The following is a 15,945-nucleotide window of genomic DNA, read 5'->3' as shown; positions in this document are numbered from 1 at the left end:
ACAGAATTTGCCTGGCGGCAGTAGCGCGGTGGTCCCACCTGACCCCATGCCGAACTCAGAAGTGAAACGCCGTAGCGCCGATGGTAGTGTGGGGTCTCCCCATGCGAGAGTAGGGAACTGCCAGGCATCAAATTAGTTCCTTTTCCCCTGACAAGGAAAATAACAGGAACAAACAGGTATCAGACGATTGCTGATACCTGTGAAAGAACCGGTGGAGCGGTAGTTCAGTTGGTTAGAATACCTGCCTGTCACGCAGGGGGTCGCGGGTTCGAGCCCCGTCCGTTCCGCCAATTATTGCATAGTCCCTGAATCGAAAGATTCAGGGACTTTTTGCATTTATTTTCCAGTGAAAATGCAAACCGGACTCCTTTCTTTCTCTGATATATTTATTATCTCACAGGCTCACGTTTATCTCATCGGCGTTTCTTACAGGATTTAATCCTGAGGAGTTAACTGATATTAAACTATTATCTTTAACTAAATAGAATGGTTATCAGTTTGAATTTATCAAAGAATAAGTATATCCAGACATCCAGGGAATACTTTGTATCAAATTGAAAAATTTGTGTGTTCAGATAAACCTGCAAAGTACTAATAAAGCTCATAATAAATGAGTACTAAAATTCTTAATCCAGTTCAATAAGTTGTCAGATTACAGATGCAAGTTCCAATAAAATACCATAAAGTCTCAATTTGGAATAATCACAAAGATCATCATTATGAAATTCTCATTGGATATACTGGACTGGCGGGCAGTGGCTCCGGGAGTCGATAGTTGTGAGCACTGGATCCAATGGGCTCAGTGCTCAGATATAAATACATTTTCCGGTGAGAACCCCAAAAGCCAGCAAATTCCAATGATGTCAGCACGTCGAATGAGTACCGGCAGTCGTTTTGCTGTTGATGCCGGGCTTGCATTGCTCGCCAATAACAACGTAGATGCGGCAATTTTTACCAGCCGCCATGGTGAGCTGGAGAATACAGGGCGCATTTTGCATTCTCTGGCAGAGGAAGACGCTTTATCTCCGACTGAATTCTCCATGTCAGTACATAATACCGCAGCAGGTTGGCTTACCATTATTAGCAAAAATCCGTTGCCGGTAACCTCATTAGCAGCCGGAAAAGACAGTTTTCAGCAAGGGATACTGGAAGCTCAGTCGATGCTGGCAACCGGTGCTTCCAGCGTCATGCTGGTCGATTTTGATGGTGAAATCCCAGATATATATAACGAATCGGTAAATTCTGAGTTTCTACCTTACGCTGTAGCAATAATATTAACTTCTGGCGATAGTTTGCAGTGCCAGCGTATTTCATTGCCGGGTGAGGATCTGAATTCAGAAATTCCGCAGAGTCTGCAATTTCTGCGAGGTTATCTTTCTTCCTCTCCTTTATTCAATGTCAGTGCAGATAGCCGCCATAGCTGGCAATGGGTTCGGGATTTGTGATGAGAGAAACGCTAGTACCCGAAGAAAAGTCTTCTCTGGTAAATCGCATCTGGCGATGGCTGGCAACTGGATTCTTTTTCGCACTTTTCGGAATTGGCGGGCTGTTGCTTTCTATTATCTGGTTTAATCTGTTGCGACTGATCATCCGGCAACCCGACAGATTGCACCGAATGACGCTAAACAGCATCCGTAATAGTTTTAGGTTTTTTCTGAGTGGATTACGGAGGGTGGGAGTGATGGATTACCGGTTTACCGGTGATGAAAAGTTTCAGCAAGATACCGGGTGTCTGATCGTGGCGAATCATCCCAGCCTTCTTGATTATGTGATCCTGGCATCCCGGATGCCGCGTTGTGACTGCATCGTCAAACAGGCTTTGTTGCAAAACCCATTCTTAAGCGGAGTGATAAAAGCGGCGGGCTACCTGATTAACTCTGGGTCTGACGCTCTGTTGCAGGCCTGTGAAACCCGGTTGCAAGCAGGCGGTACGCTGTTAATTTTTCCGGAAGGAACGCGCTCCTTACCTGAGAAACCGATGACGCTGCAGCGTGGTGCCGCTAACATTGCTCTGAGGGCGGGGTGTGATGTCAGGATTGTCCATATTTCATGTCAGCCACCCATGCTGACAAAAAATGGGAAGTGGTACGAAATTCCCCGTGTAAAACCTCAGTTTGTGATTACCGTTGCCGATAAGGTAAAGGCTGAAGACTTTTTAGATGAAAGCGATCTTTCACCTGCTCTGGCTGCACGGCGTCTGACGCAGTATTTGTGCACTGAGTTGATGCGCAGCAATATGCAAAATAACGAGAATTAAGTCATGGATTCATTAAGTAACGACATAAAAGCACTTATCATTGAGACGCTGAATCTGGAAGGAATGACGCCAGATGAGATAGAGACGCAGGCCCCACTTTTTGGTGACGGATTAGGGCTGGATTCTATTGATGCCCTTGAGCTTGGTCTGGCATTAAAGAAGCAATACGGTGTGATCCTTTCGGCGGAAAGTCAGGAAATGCGCGAGCACTTTTATTCTGTTGAAAGTTTGGCCAGATTTATATCAGTACAGCGTGGTTAAAGAGATTCCTATGCAGAAGCAAGAAATTTACCAGCAGATTAGCGCGTTATTAGTCAAGCTATTTGAAATCGATGAAGATGATATCCGCCCGGATGCAAAACTCTATGAGGATTTGGAATTAGACAGCATTGATGCTGTTGATCTGGTGGTTCATTTGCAGAAAATCACCGGCAGAAAAATTAAGCCTGAAATGTTTAAATCTGTTCGCACCGTTCAGGATGTTGTTGATGCCATAGATGAATTACTTAATTCCCCGGCGCCATAGTATGTGTGGGTATCTTTTTTGTGGATAAACCCCGGCGCTTCTCATTTTCTCTGGTTGCGAAGATTGCCCGCTGGGCGATGCCGGTGGCGGTTATTGTCTATCCGCTAGCCGTATGGTGCGGTTTAAAAAGTTGGGGAATTAGCGTTCTGGCACCTGTGCTGATTGCTGTCTTTATTCTGCGATTACTGACTTTTCGCGGAAAATTATCCCAGTTAACTTTTTTTGGAAAAGCGATTGCGGCCTCAGGGATTGTGCTGGTCGCCAGCAGCCTTTTATTACGCGAAACCTCTATGCTGTTGTATTACCCGGTCGCGGTAAATGCTTTATTACTGGGGGTATTTTTCAGTTCCTTATACGCCCGGCAATCTTTGGTTGAACGTCTTGCGCGACTGAATGAACCCGATTTACCGCCCGAAGGTGTTGTTTATACACGCCGTGTCACCCAGGTCTGGTGCATTTTTTTTCTGTGGAATGGATCATTTGCTTTATATACCTGCCTGAAAGGCGATATGGCCCTATGGGCTCTTTACAACGGCGGGATCAGTTATCTGCTGATTGGCTTAATAATGGGTATTGAATGGATAGTCAGAAAGCGTCTGCGCCAGCCATGACGCTGCCAATGTGCAAATGGCTAAGCACGGAAAGAGCAGATGATTATCTGGTTGCCTGGAGCGAAAGCCGGGAATGGCGTCAGTGTGATTTCCGCCAGGACGTATTATCTCTGCTGACTCATATCAGCGCGACATCGCATACCCGCTGGGCATTGTGTTTTGAAGATAACTATTCATTTGCCGTGGCGCTGCTGGCAGTGCTTTACAGCGGTAACACGCCGGTTTTACCTGGACATTTTCGCCCGGCCGTTCTGGCTGAACAACGCGATGAATTTGATGCGTTAATAACCGATCTTGATTTGACGATTGATTGCCCTGTTCTGCGTTTGCCTTGCTCAGTGGATCAGCCATTGACTGTTTTACCCAACTGGCCAGAAAATCCCGCGCTTCACTTATTTACCTCCGGTTCGACCGGTAAACCGCAAAAAATAATCAAACCAATTACCTGTCTTGAACTGGAGAGCCAGTGGCTTTCAGCGCGATGGGGCGATCAATTCGCAGAGGCACACTTTGTTGCCACCGTGGCGCCTCATCATATGTACGGCCTGAGTTTTGCTTTTATGTTGCCGCTGTCGCTTGGCCGGCCTTTTGCGACGAAAAGTGTGGAGTATCACGAACAGTTGCAGTCACTTGCCAGTAAAAATACTTTGGTGCTGACCAGCAGTCCGGCTTTTCTTAAACGCCTTGATCCGGCTTTGGAGCCAACCCACTGCCGGCATGTCTTTTCTGCCGGAGGCCCGCTAAGTAATGAGGCCGCCTTGCTGGTAGAAAATGTCTGTGGTTGTCTGCCGACAGAAATCTATGGCACCAGCGAAAGCGGCATTATTGCTTTTCGTACGCAACATCAGCCAGACGAAGCCTGGACGCTTTTTGAAAATATCCGATTCTCTTCCTGTGCTGATGGCAATATTTCCCTGATTTCTCCGCTGATCCCGCAGCCGGAAGGCATGATCCTCAGTGATAAAATCCAGCTATTGCCCGCCGGACAACGCCAGTTTGTTCTTTTAGGCCGTAAGGATCGGATCGTTAAGATTGCAGAGCAGCGGATCTCACTGACTGAAATTGAGCAGCGTTTGTGTGCGTTGGATCTTTTAAGCGACGCCAGCGTGCTGACACTCGAAAAACAGGGGCGGCTTTATATCGCAGCCGTACTGGTATTAAGTCACGGCGGAGAGCTGTTATTACAGGCGCAGGGGCAGGCCGCGCTGCTTGGGCAGATTCGCCTGACGCTGCACCAGTGGTTATCGCCGGTCTCTGTGCCGCGATACTGGCGTCTGGCGTCTGCCATTCCTCTTAACCAGCAAGGCAAACGCGCGACTGCTGAATTACAGGAACTGTTCTTATGATTTTGCCGCAAGTGCTGAACCAGCAACTCGTCAGCGACACCCGTCTGCTTCTCACGTTCCGGTTGTCTGCGGATTTATTCTGGTTTAAAGGCCATTTCCCGTCGTCTCCGATTTTGCCTGGCGTGACACAGGTGAACTGGGCCATGGGCTACGCCGAAGAACTTCTGGGGCTGGATAAAGCGTTTTCCGGCATGGAAGTGGTGAAATTCCAGCGACCACTTTTGCCTGAAGAAACCGTAGATTTGCACATCGACTGGCTGAAAGAAAAAAACCGGCTGGTATTCCGGTACAGCGTAGGTGATGCCGTCGCCAGCAGTGGAAAAATTACCTTATGTCCATAATGCTGTCAGTTTCTTTTTCTCCCTGCCTGATTATTCCCTGCTACAACCACGGGCCGATGATGGCCGGTGTACTGGAGAGTCTCCGGCCATTCGGTTTGCCCTGCATTGTGGTGGATGATGGCAGCGACGAGCAGACAGCAGAAGAGTTGCAACGCCTGGCCAGTGTGACGCCGTGGATGAGCCTGACGCGATTAACTGTAAATCAGGGGAAAGGTGGGGCTGTGATGGCGGCCCTGCGGCTGGCCGTTGAAAAAGGCTTTACGCACGCCTTACAGGTGGATGCCGACGGCCAGCATCAGCTTTCAGATGTTCCCGCGATGCTGTCTGAAGCCAGAAGTCATCCGGATTGTCTGATCTCCGGACAGCCGGTTTACGATGACAGCGTGCCGAAATCGCGCCTGTATGGCCGCTATATCACCCATTTCTGGGTCTGGATTGAAACCCTGTCATTCTCAATCAAAGACAGTATGTGTGGATTTCGCGTGTATCCTCTCAAACCTTGTCTGCAACTGATGGCGGAAAAAACACTGGGTTTACGGATGGATTTCGATACGGAAATCATGGTGCGCCTTTACTGGCAGGGCACGCGCAGCCGTTTCCTGCCCACGCGGGTGACCTATCCCGAAGATGGCCTCTCGCATTTTGATGCAGTGAAGGACAATCTGCAGATTTCCTGGATGCACACGCGGCTGTTTTTTGGCATGTTGGCGCGTATTCCTTATTTGCTGCGTCAGCGAAGAAAATGTCCCCGGCACTGGTCTGCTACACAGGAACGCAAAGGATTGTGGGGTATTCGCCTGATGCTGGCGGTTTACCGGACACTGGGATATCAGGCTTTTCGTCTGCTGCTTTATCCGGTCATCACCTATTTTTGGCTTACCGGCCGCAAACAGCGCAATGCCTCTGCCAGCTGGCTGGAACGTGTCCGCGTAACGGCCGCACATCGCAATATTTCCCTGCCTTATCCGCTGAGCACTTTCCGGCATTTCATGCGGTTTGGTGAATCTATGCTGAGTAAACTGGCGAGCTGGCAGGGCGATAAAACCCTGACCGATGCGGTACTGGTCAATCCCGAAATTTGCGAATCGCATATTGCCTCGGGGCGTGGCACGGTGATCCTCGCCTCGCATTTAGGCGATATCGAATCCTGCCGCGCGATTGGCGCGCTCAATCACCGCATTACCGTCAATGCGCTGGTATTTACCGAACATGCCGAGCGGTTCAATCAGGTAATGAAAGAGATTAATCCGCAGGCCGTGGTTAACCTTATCCAGGTAAGCAAGATGGGGCCGGAGACCGCCATTTTATTGCAGGAAAAACTGGATGCCGGTGAGTGGGTGGCGATTGTCGGCGACCGGACATCTGCCAGTCCTCATCAGCGTGGAGAGCATGCCCGCGTGATTTACAGCGAGTTTCTGGGTGAACCCGCCGCATTCCCGCAGGGGCCCTTTATTCTGGCTGCAGCGCTACGCGCGCCCGTCATGCTGATGTTTGGCATCATGCAGCGACAGCGTCTGCATATTTACTGCGAATCTTTTGCGGATCCTCTGATCCTGCCGCGTACCAGCCGCCTGTCTGCGTTACAGTCTGCCGTCGATCACTATGCCGCACGACTTGAGCATTACAGCCTGCTGGCGCCTCACGACTGGTTCAATTTTTATGATTTCTGGCAACATCCGACGGATGTTGCCCCTGACAGGAAACCTGACTGATATGACTTCCAAACTTGATCCGCGTTTTAACGATCCGCGATTTTCTACCCGCGTTGAAATCACGGTTCCTTTCCACGACGCAGATGCAATGGGCGTGGTCTGGCATGGCAACTATTTCCGTTATCTGGAAGTCGCGCGCGAGCAGTTACTCAAGCAATTTGATTACGGTTATCGTCAGATGCAAGCGTCAGGTTATGTCTGGCCGATCGTTGATACCCGCGTGAAATATATCGCGCCGCTGCTCTTTGAACAGCGTATTGCCGTTCATGCGCAGCTTGAGGAAATCGAAAACCGTTTGCGCATCGGCTATCAGATTTACGACATCGAAACCGGTAAACGCACAACGACAGGTTACACGTTACAGGTCGCGGTAGACGCTGCCACCAAAGAAATGTGTTTTGTCTCGCCGCAGGTTCTTTTTGATAAAACAGGAGTCAGCCTGTGAAAGCCTTTTTGCTATTTGTACTGACGGTTTTCAGCGTAACGGCAAACGCTGTTGCCCTGGAAGAATTACAACAGCGCTTCAGCCAGGTGCCGGTACTCCGTGCTGAGTTTGCGCAGCAAAGAACCATCAGCGGGATGGCGCAACCGCTCAATTCCAGCGGAAATCTGCTGATTGCCCGGCAACAAGGGCTGTGGTGGCAGCAGGAAAAACCGTTCAGCCTGACATTATTACTGACTGAAAACCGCATGGTGCAAATCATGGCGGGGCAGCAGCCACAGGTGGTCACGGCGGAGACGAATCCGCAAATGTTCCAGTTTAATTCCTTGCTCAGCGCGCTGTTCCACGCAGACCGCAAGGTGCTGGAAGAGAATTTTTCGCTTGATTTTACCGATCACGGTAAAGGCGCCTGGACGCTGATTCTGACGCCGAAGGTCTCGCCGCTAAACCGTCTGTTCCGCAGTATTACGCTCAATGGCGAAACCTTTCTGAACAATATCGATATTAATGACATGCAGGGAGACGCCACGCATATTCGTTTCTTCAATCAGAAAACGACGCCAGCCATGCTGACTGACGCAGAGAAACGCCATTTTGCATCCTGACCTTCATCGAAAACTGGCGCAAAGCTGGCTGCTGATTATCGTGCTACTGGTCGCGGCGCTGTTCTGGTTACTGCCACGCAGCCAGACTAACAGCAGCGTTCTGGCGCTGTTGCCGCAGCAGCAGGAAACGGATATTCCGCAGGCTTTTTCTGACGGCTTTACTCAGCGTCTGGATCGCCAGCTTATGTGGCTGGTCAGTCCGCCGCCGGGAGCCGGTATTCAGCCCGCTGCTGACTGGCTGAAGCATTTGCAGACGCTGCCTGAACTGAGTCAGGTACAGGGTCCGATGGACGCACAGCGTCAGCAGGAGTGGGGCACTTTCTTCTTCAAACACCGTAATGCGTTGCTCGATGACGCCACACGCCAGCGTCTGACGGCAGGTGCTGAATCGCAAAGCCAGTGGATCCTCGGCCAGATCTATTCGGCATTTTCAGGCGTCAGTGGCAAAGAGCTGGCAAACGATCCGTTATTGCTGGTTCGTGCCTCGCAGATGGCGCAACAGCAGAGCAGCGGCGGTATGACGCTGGATCAGGGCTGGCTGATGGTCCGTGATAAAAAGGGGCGTAGCTGGTACATGGTGCATGGCGAGCTGAAGGCGTCTTCTTATGACATCACGTCGGCTAAACAAACCGTAGCGGCTCTTGGTGCGGTGAAAGAAGCTTTTGAGGCGCGCTGGCCGGGTGCAAAAGTGCTTGAGCGTGGCACGATTTTCTACAGCAATTATGCCAGCCAGCAGGCTGAGCACGATCTTTCCACGATTGGTGCGGCGTCAGTAACTGGCGTGTTTGTGCTGATTTTACTGATGTTTCGTTCGGTCCTGCCGATGCTGCTCAGCTTACTGTCAATCGCCATCGGCGCGCTGTCAGGCACGGTGTTTACCCTGTGGGTATTTGGTGAAATCCACGTGATGACATTGGTGCTGAGCACCAGCATTGTTGGTATTTCTGCCGATTACACGCTGTATTTCCTGACCGAACGGCGGGTGCATGGCGATTCCAGCACACCGCTGGAAAGTCTGAAAAAACTGTTCCCTGCGTTATCGGTGGCGCTGCTGACCACGGTGGTGGCCTATCTGATGTTGCTGATTGCGCCATTCCCCGGCTTGCGGCAGCTGGCAGTGTTTGCCGCCGCCGGGCTGAGTGCGGCCTGCATCACCGTGATGTGCTGGTATCCGTATTTGTCCAGGCGTTTGCCGACAGGGCCAGCGCCGGGGCTGACGCTGATCATGCGCTGGTTACTGGCCTGGCGCAGTCGCAAAGCTGTGCGCATTGGCCTGCCGTTACTGATTTTAGTGCTGGTGGTGGCAGGAATATCGCGGCTGAAAATCAATGATGACATTGCGGATTTGCAATCTCTTCCGGCTGGTTTGCAACTACAGGAACAGCAAATTGCCGCGCTGACCGGGCAGACGAACGATCAGAAATGGCTGGTGGTATACGGCGATAGCGCAGAGCAGACACTGCAACGTCTGGAAGCATTGCGGCCAAAGCTGGCGCAGGCCAAAGAGAAGGGGGTGATTGACGGATTCCGGGCGATCACTCTGCCTTCTCAGGCACAGCAGCAGCGGGATTTATCGCTGCTTCGCCAGCACGCACCGCAAATTATTGCACAATTGCAGCAGGCGGGGATCCCGGTGGCGAAGCCGGATCTCAGTGCGCAGACGGTTGATGTGCCGGAATGGCGCAACAGCGTGGTCAGTGAGGGCTGGCGTTTGTTGTGGCTGTCCCTGCCGGACGGGCGCAGCGCCGCACTGATCCCGGTGAATGGCGTTCATGACAGCGCAGCCATGGCGGCGCTGGCGGCATCCATGCCGGGGACCGGCTGGATCGATCGTAAAACTGAATTCAGCGAACTGTTTTCGCAATACCGTGTTTATCTGACCTGGCTACTGGCGCTCGCCGTTGCAGTCATTGCGGTCACTTATCTCTGGCGTTTTCGCCTGCCACACGGGCTTGTTTGCCTGGTTCCGACCTTACTTTCCCTTGGGATGGGCGTCGCTGCGCTGGGCTTCAGTGGCCATAATCTTAATTTGTTTTCCCTGCTGGCGCTGATTCTGGTGCTGGGGATCGGCATCAATTACACCCTGTTTTTCACCAATCCACGCGGCACGCCGACGACATCCATGTTTGCCATTTTTATGGCTGCGGTCACCACGTTGCTGACGTTCGGTATGCTGGTGTTCAGTTCCACGCAGGCGATCAGCAGTTTTGGCATCGTGCTGAGCTTTGGCATATTAACGGCATTTCTGTTGTCGCCACTGACCTTGCCAGCTAAAAAAAGAGGACGCAAAAAATGACCCGGCTTATGCTGCCAGCGCTGACACTTCTGATTTTTATTCTTGTCGGGTGCGCGACAAATCCCCCTTCAGATACGCAGCCGCAAGCCTGGCTGAAACGCGGCGTGCAGGTGAAATTACCCGCGCCCACCCTGGATAAACCGGTCAGCCAGCAGCAGTTGCTGACAGCCACGGTGAAAGGTAAACAACAGTCTTTGCTGGTGCTGCTCAATGCAGATGGAAAGTCGTTACAGCTTGCCGGGCTTTCCCCTCTGGGGATCCGCCTGTTCAAAGTGGTCTACGATCAAACGGGGATCCACACCGAACAGGCCATGAAGATCGACGGTTTACCTCCAGCAAATCAAGTTCTGGCCGATATTATGCTGAGCTACTGGCCAGCGCAGCGCTGGCAGCCGCTGTTGCCGGCGGGCTGGAAACTGGACGATCAGCCGCTGCGCCGCACATTACTGGATAACCAGGGCAAAACGATCACCCGCATCGACTATCTGCCACAGGGCAGCGGACGTCAGCCGGTATCCATCACGCAGATGGCGTTCCACTACCAGATAACTATCCAGAATGTGGGTGACTAACATGATTTATTTTTCGGCCGTGGGCATGGTTAACGCGCTGGGAAACAGCAATGCGCAAATCGCTGCCAGCCTGACATCAGGTGCCGCGCCGGGAATGTCGTTGCAGGAAGGATGGCTGACGGAAGAACGGCCGGTCTGGCTCGGCGCGGTGACCGGCGAACTGCCCGCGATCCCCGGCTCTCTGTCAGCGCACCGCAGCCGCAACAACCAGTTATTGCTGGCTGCGCTGGCACAGATTGAGTCTCAGGTTCACGCGGCTGTCAGCCGGTACGGTAAAGATCGTGTCGCGGTCATTATGGGCACCAGTACCTCGGGCATTGCCGAAGGCGAAGAGGCGGTGCGCCATCTGCACCGGCATGGGCAATTTCCGTCGGGCTATGATTACCAGCAACAGGAACTGGGCGATCCTTCACTTTTTATGGCGGAGTTGCTGGATCTCTGTGGCCCGGCTTACACATTATCAACAGCCTGCTCATCCAGCGCGCGAGCGATTATCAGCGGGAAACGCCTGATTGACGCCGGGCTGGCCGACGCGGCGCTGGTGGGTGGCGCTGACAGCCTGTGCCGGATGCCGGTGAACGGCTTCAACAGCCTGGAATCTTTCTCCCGCGGACGCTGTACGCCGTTCGGGCAAGATCGTGATGGCATCAATATCGGTGAAGCCTCGGCGTTGATCCTGCTGACCCGTGAGCCCGCAGACGTCGCATTACTGGGGGCTGGCGAATCATCCGATGCGTGGCATATGTCTGCACCGCATCCGGAAGGCCTCGGCGCGGAACGGGCAATCCGCATGGCACTGGCGCAGGCCGGGCTGAGTGCGGCAGACGTGGGTTACATCAACGCACACGGTACCGCCACACCGCTCAATGATCAGGCAGAAGCCGCTGTCATACACCGGCTGTTTGGCAGCCAGACGCCGTGCAGTTCGACCAAGCATCTCACTGGCCATACGCTGGGCGCGGCGGGTGCGACAGAAGCGGCGCTGGGCTGGCTGATCCTGACGCAAAATCTTAACCTGCCGCCACAGGATTTCAGCGTGATGCCCCGTGATACCCGTCTGGCGGCGATCCGGCTGGTGGAAAAAGGCGAAGCGCTGGTGAAACCCGTTATTCTCTCCAACTCGTTTGCTTTTGGCGGTAATAACGCCTGCATTGTGATCGGGAGGCCGTCATGAGTAGGCTCAGCGCGGAGCATTATCTGCCGCATGAATCACCGATGGTTTTGCTGGATAAGGTACTTAGCGTCACAGAAGAGACTGCGCTGTGCAGCGTGGTGGTGTCCGAAAACAGCGTGCTGGCGCCGTTTCTCAATGTCCGTGGCGCGTTACCTGCGTGGTATGCCCTTGAGCTTATCGCGCAAACGGTCGGCGTCTGGAGCGGCTGGCACGGTGCACAAAGTGGCGAACCGCCTCAGGTTGGCATGTTGCTGGGCGGCAGGGCTTTGAAATGCAGCGTGCCGGAATTTGCGGCAGGCAGTGAATTATTCATCAGCGTCTCAATGGTGCTGCGCGATGAAAAACTCGCCAGCTTCGAAGGCGTGATCTGCATTAAACAAGAAAAAGACAACCTGCAGGTTGCAAAAGGACGGCTGAATACATACCAGCCAGACAAGGATGAACTTATTAAGTTAACTCAGGGGAAACAGGAATGATGCGTTCGGTATTAGTAACCGGTGCCAGCAAAGGGATCGGCAAAGCCATTGCCAGCCAGTTAGCCGGCGATGGTTTTTTGGTGGTCATTCACTACCACAGCGATAAAGCAGGGGCAGAAAGCACCTTGCAACAGATAACCGAGAACGGCGGCAGCGGGAGAATTGTGCAGTTTGATATCAGCAACCGCCAGCAGTGCCGCGACGTTATTGAAGCCGATATTGAGGCGCACGGCGCGTACTACGGTGTGATTAATAATGCCGGGATTACCCGCGACGCGGCATTTCCGGCACTGACCGACGAAGACTGGGACGGCGTGATCCACACCAATCTCGACAGCTTCTACAATGTTTTACAGCCCTGCGTGATGCCGATGATTGGGCTGCGTCAGGGCGGGCGTATAATCGCGCTTTCCTCGGTTTCCGGTATTACGGGCAACCGCGGACAGGTCAACTACAGCGCGGCGAAAGCCGGAATTATCGGTGCCTGTAAAGCGCTGTCGCTGGAACTGGCGAAACGCAAAATCACTGTTAACTGTATTGCGCCGGGGCTGATCGACACTGGCATGCTGGATATGGAAAAAACGGCACTCGATGCCGCAATGGGTATGATCCCGCTCAAACGTATGGGCCGGGCAGAAGAAGTTGCCGGACTGGCAAGCTATCTGATGTCAGATATCGCCGGTTATGTGACCCGCCAGGTGATCTCCATCAACGGAGGCATGGTATGAGCCAGCGCGTAGTCATTACCGGTATGAAAGGCATAACGGCGTTCGGCAATCATTGGGACGAGATTTCCACCCGCCTGCAACAGGGTAAAAACGCTGTCCGCCACATGGACGAATGGCTGATTTACCAGGGGCTGAATACGCATCTGGGTGCGCCGGTGGATGATTTTGTTATCCCGGCGCATTACACCCGCAAGCGCATCCGTTCGATGGGCCGCGTCTCCCTGCTGTCAACCCGTGCGGTTGAACTGGCGCTGGAGCAGGCCGGTTTACTGGAAGACCCGGTGCTGACTGACGGCGAAACCGGTATTGCCTTCGGGTCATCCACTGGCAGCACGGGTCCGGTCAGCGAATTCGCGACCATGCTGACGGAAAAGCACACTAACAATATTACCGGTACGACTTACGTGCAGATGATGCCGCACACCACAGCGGTGAATGCAGGTTTGTTCTTTGGCCTGAAAGGGCGGGTGATCCCAACCTCCAGCGCCTGCACCTCGGGCAGCCAGGCGATCGGTTATGCCTATGAAGCCATCAGACACGGTTACCAGACGGTGATGGTGGCAGGCGGCGCGGAAGAACTTTGCCCGTCAGAAGCTGCTGTGTTTGACACGCTGTTCGCCACCAGCCAGCAAAATGAGCACCCTGAACTGTCGCCGCGTCCGTTTGATAAGCAGCGCGACGGACTGGTGATCGGCGAAGGTGCCGGGGCACTGATCCTCGAGTCACTGGAACATGCACAGGCGCGCGGTGCGAAAATTTACGCCGAGATCGTGGGTTTTGCCACTAACTGCGACGCGTCCCATATCACTCAGCCGCAGCAATCGACGATGCAGATTTGCATCGAAAAAGCGCTGAAAAATGCCGGTATACCTGCTTCTGAAATCGGTTATATCAGTGCACATGGCACGGCCACCGACCGCGGTGATATTGCCGAAAGCCACGCGACCGCTGCGGTGTTTGGCAATCAGACGCCAATCTCGTCACTGAAAAGCTACTTTGGTCATACACTCGGTGCCTGCGGTGCACTGGAAGCGTGGATGTCGCTGGAAATGATGCGCGAAGACCGGTTCGTGCCGACTATCAACCTGACGCAGCCGGATCCGCTTTGCGGCGAACTCGACTACGTAATGGGCGAATCACGTCATATTCAGACTGAATTTATCCAGTCGAATAACTTTGCATTCGGTGGAATTAATACCTCTTTAGTTTTCCGTCGCTGGCCGTAACGATGAATGTTGCGCGTGTCATTACTGCGTCGCTGGATGACAACTTTTCGTTGTCACGTTTGCCCGCAGAATGGCTCGAAAAAAGTGAAGGGATGAATCCTGCCCGCCGCCAGCAATGGTACGCGGGCAGGGCGCTTCTGGCCGAGGCCATGTCAGTTTTCAATGGCTGTGACAACTTACCCGCCCTGCAGATTTCCGCGCAGGGAAAACCGTCTTTTGCGGATGCTTCTCTGCCACATTTCTCCCTCAGCCACAGTAAAAATCATCTGCAACTGTTGTTATGTCCGGCGGGTGAAAGTGGCGGTGATGTGGAGCAAATCCGCCCGCGCCCACGTTATCTTGACGTGGCACGCGCCGCATTCAGTGATATCGAATGTCAGTGGCTGGTGGAACAGGCTTGCCCGCAAACGGCGTTCTGGCAGCTATGGTGTCTGCGTGAAGCGTGGCTGAAACAGCAGGGCGGCAGTGTGTGGCAGATGGACAGGCTTCGCCTGGATCCAGACAATCAGCAGTTTACTTCACAACTTGCCGCTGAAAGCCGGTTATGGTGCGCTGCGGATGAGTCCGTGATGCGCGCGCTGGCGTTGCCTGCCGGTGTCTCTGACGTTGATGAATATCGGTTTGATGCCGCGTCAGGCGGTTTTATCTGGCAGGTTTCACGGCACTGGACCCGTTTTTCCCTTTCCTGATTATTGCGCTCACATCAAAAGTCTTCTGGCAAAGCGGTCGTTTTTATCCATGAATGCGCAGTCCATACTCTCTCCAAGATTTATCTTCCTGAAACATTAAAAGAGAGAACACGATGAGTATTCCTGCATTCGGTCTGGGCACATTCCGCCTGAAAGATGACGTGGTCAAAGCGTCCGTAGCCACCGCCGTGGAACTGGGCTATCGCGCCATCGATACCGCACAAATTTATGACAACGAAGCGGCTGTCGGCGATGCACTGGCTGAAAGCGGTGTCTCGCGTGAAGAGTTTTACATCACCACCAAAATCTGGATTGAAAACCTTGCGGCTGACAAAGTCATCGACAGCCTGAAAGACAGTCTGCGCAAACTGAAAACCGATTATGTCGATCTGACGCTGATCCACTGGCCGTCACCGAATCAGGCCGTCAGCGTGGCAGAAACAATGCATGCGCTGGTTGAGGCGAAGAAAATGGGCCTGACCCGTGAAATCGGTATTTCCAACTTTACCGTTGCACTGATGCAGGAAGCGATCGACGCGGTGGGCGCGGATCAGATTGCGACTAACCAGATTGAACTTTCACCGTTCCTGCAAAACCAGACCGTAGTCGATTTTGCCCGCCAGAACGGTATTGCCGTGACGTCTTACATGACGCTGGCTTACGGCGACGCGTTGAAAGATTCGACGATTATTGAGATTGCCGCCCGCCATAACGCAACACCTGCACAGATCGTTCTGGCCTGGGCATTGCAACTGGGTTACGCGGTGATCCCGTCATCGACCAAACGTGAAAACCTGCAAAGTAATCTGCTGGCGCAACAACTGACGCTGACAGATGCGGATATGCAGCAGATCGCTGCGCTTGAACGCAACGGGCGTCTGGTCAGCCCTGAAGGTCTGGCGCCTGCGTGGGATTGATCCACAACGCCTCCCCCTGCAAAGGGG

The 15,945-nt window shown here is 53.1% G+C and carries 18 protein-coding genes, 1 tRNA gene and 1 rRNA gene; all 20 read left to right on the top strand.

Features of this window, described 5'->3' with window-relative positions:
• Positions 1-10: 10 nt before the first annotated feature.
• The 20 genes from rrf to dkgB all read left to right on the top strand — a co-directional run bounded on the left by rrf (position 11) and on the right by dkgB (position 15,918).
• A 5S ribosomal RNA gene (rrf, locus tag UC14_RS03535) occupies positions 11-126 on the top strand.
• A gap of 87 nt (positions 127-213) precedes the next feature.
• Positions 214-290: transfer RNA gene (locus UC14_RS03530), tRNA-Asp, on the top strand.
• A gap of 429 nt (positions 291-719) precedes the next feature.
• Positions 720-1,445, top strand: coding sequence for a beta-ketoacyl synthase chain length factor (locus UC14_RS03525; protein WP_112197234.1), 726 nt, complete (start codon positions 720-722; stop codon positions 1,443-1,445).
• On the top strand, positions 1,445-2,257 hold the full coding sequence (locus UC14_RS03520; RefSeq protein WP_013574227.1) for a lysophospholipid acyltransferase family protein: 813 nt from the start codon (positions 1,445-1,447) through the stop codon (positions 2,255-2,257). The genes UC14_RS03525 and UC14_RS03520 overlap by 1 nt, the downstream gene beginning before the upstream one ends.
• A gap of 3 nt (positions 2,258-2,260) precedes the next feature.
• Entirely contained in the window at positions 2,261-2,518 is a 258-nt protein-coding gene (locus UC14_RS03515; protein WP_013574228.1) for a phosphopantetheine-binding protein, read from the top strand.
• A 10-nt stretch (positions 2,519-2,528) separates the two neighbouring features.
• Positions 2,529-2,783 (top strand): acyl carrier protein, encoded by a 255-nt coding sequence (locus tag UC14_RS03510; protein ID WP_037036563.1) that lies wholly within the window; start codon positions 2,529-2,531, stop codon positions 2,781-2,783.
• Between the two features lie 5 nt (positions 2,784-2,788).
• Positions 2,789-3,394 carry a hypothetical protein gene (locus UC14_RS03505; RefSeq protein ID WP_013574230.1) on the top strand — a complete coding sequence of 202 codons (606 nt, stop codon included), beginning with the start codon at positions 2,789-2,791 and terminating at the stop codon, positions 3,392-3,394.
• Positions 3,361-4,740, top strand: coding sequence for an AMP-binding protein (locus UC14_RS03500; RefSeq protein ID WP_232829633.1), 1,380 nt, complete (start codon positions 3,361-3,363; stop codon positions 4,738-4,740). The genes UC14_RS03505 and UC14_RS03500 overlap by 34 nt, the downstream gene beginning before the upstream one ends.
• Positions 4,737-5,081 carry a 3-hydroxyacyl-ACP dehydratase FabZ family protein gene (locus UC14_RS03495; RefSeq protein WP_013574232.1) on the top strand — a complete coding sequence of 115 codons (345 nt, stop codon included), beginning with the start codon at positions 4,737-4,739 and terminating at the stop codon, positions 5,079-5,081. The genes UC14_RS03500 and UC14_RS03495 overlap by 4 nt, the downstream gene beginning before the upstream one ends.
• Positions 5,081-6,793 carry a glycosyltransferase gene (locus UC14_RS03490; protein ID WP_370447449.1) on the top strand — a complete coding sequence of 571 codons (1,713 nt, stop codon included), beginning with the start codon at positions 5,081-5,083 and terminating at the stop codon, positions 6,791-6,793. Before UC14_RS03495 ends, UC14_RS03490 begins: the two co-directional genes overlap by 1 nt.
• Position 6,794: 1 nt before the next feature.
• A complete protein-coding gene (locus UC14_RS03485; RefSeq protein ID WP_013574234.1) occupies positions 6,795-7,238 on the top strand; it encodes a thioesterase family protein in 444 nt (147 codons plus the stop codon).
• On the top strand, positions 7,235-7,840 hold the full coding sequence (locus UC14_RS03480) for an outer membrane lipoprotein carrier protein LolA (RefSeq protein ID WP_112197232.1): 606 nt from the start codon (positions 7,235-7,237) through the stop codon (positions 7,838-7,840). Before UC14_RS03485 ends, UC14_RS03480 begins: the two co-directional genes overlap by 4 nt.
• The gene (locus UC14_RS03475) at positions 7,830-10,136 is read left to right on the top strand and encodes an MMPL family transporter (protein WP_112197231.1); all 2,307 of its coding nucleotides are present in this window, start codon (positions 7,830-7,832) and stop codon (positions 10,134-10,136) included. The genes UC14_RS03480 and UC14_RS03475 overlap by 11 nt, the downstream gene beginning before the upstream one ends.
• A complete protein-coding gene (locus UC14_RS03470; protein ID WP_112197230.1) occupies positions 10,133-10,708 on the top strand; it encodes a DUF3261 domain-containing protein in 576 nt (191 codons plus the stop codon). The genes UC14_RS03475 and UC14_RS03470 overlap by 4 nt, the downstream gene beginning before the upstream one ends.
• Position 10,709: 1 nt before the next feature.
• Positions 10,710-11,882 carry a beta-ketoacyl-[acyl-carrier-protein] synthase family protein gene (locus UC14_RS03465; protein ID WP_112151337.1) on the top strand — a complete coding sequence of 391 codons (1,173 nt, stop codon included), beginning with the start codon at positions 10,710-10,712 and terminating at the stop codon, positions 11,880-11,882.
• Positions 11,879-12,358 (top strand): hotdog family protein, encoded by a 480-nt coding sequence (locus UC14_RS03460; protein ID WP_112151336.1) that lies wholly within the window; start codon positions 11,879-11,881, stop codon positions 12,356-12,358. Before UC14_RS03465 ends, UC14_RS03460 begins: the two co-directional genes overlap by 4 nt.
• On the top strand, positions 12,355-13,086 hold the full coding sequence (locus UC14_RS03455; RefSeq protein WP_112197229.1) for a 3-ketoacyl-ACP reductase FabG2: 732 nt from the start codon (positions 12,355-12,357) through the stop codon (positions 13,084-13,086). The genes UC14_RS03460 and UC14_RS03455 overlap by 4 nt, the downstream gene beginning before the upstream one ends.
• Positions 13,083-14,312, top strand: coding sequence for a beta-ketoacyl-ACP synthase (locus UC14_RS03450; protein WP_112197228.1), 1,230 nt, complete (start codon positions 13,083-13,085; stop codon positions 14,310-14,312). The genes UC14_RS03455 and UC14_RS03450 overlap by 4 nt, the downstream gene beginning before the upstream one ends.
• 2 nt (positions 14,313-14,314) lie before the next feature.
• Positions 14,315-15,001, top strand: a complete 687-nt coding sequence (locus UC14_RS03445; RefSeq protein ID WP_112197227.1) for a 4'-phosphopantetheinyl transferase superfamily protein — start codon at positions 14,315-14,317, stop codon at positions 14,999-15,001.
• Between the two features lie 113 nt (positions 15,002-15,114).
• Positions 15,115-15,918 carry a 2,5-didehydrogluconate reductase DkgB gene (gene dkgB / locus UC14_RS03440; RefSeq protein ID WP_013574243.1) on the top strand — a complete coding sequence of 268 codons (804 nt, stop codon included), beginning with the start codon at positions 15,115-15,117 and terminating at the stop codon, positions 15,916-15,918.
• Positions 15,919-15,945 lie beyond the last annotated feature (27 nt).

Source organism: Rahnella sp. NRRL B-41462 (assembly GCF_003263525.1).
In the GTDB taxonomy this organism is placed as follows: Bacteria; Pseudomonadota; Gammaproteobacteria; order Enterobacterales; family Enterobacteriaceae; genus Rahnella; species Rahnella aceris.
Note: the sequence above shows the minus strand (reverse complement) of the source record. Positions and strands in the feature narration are given on the sequence as shown.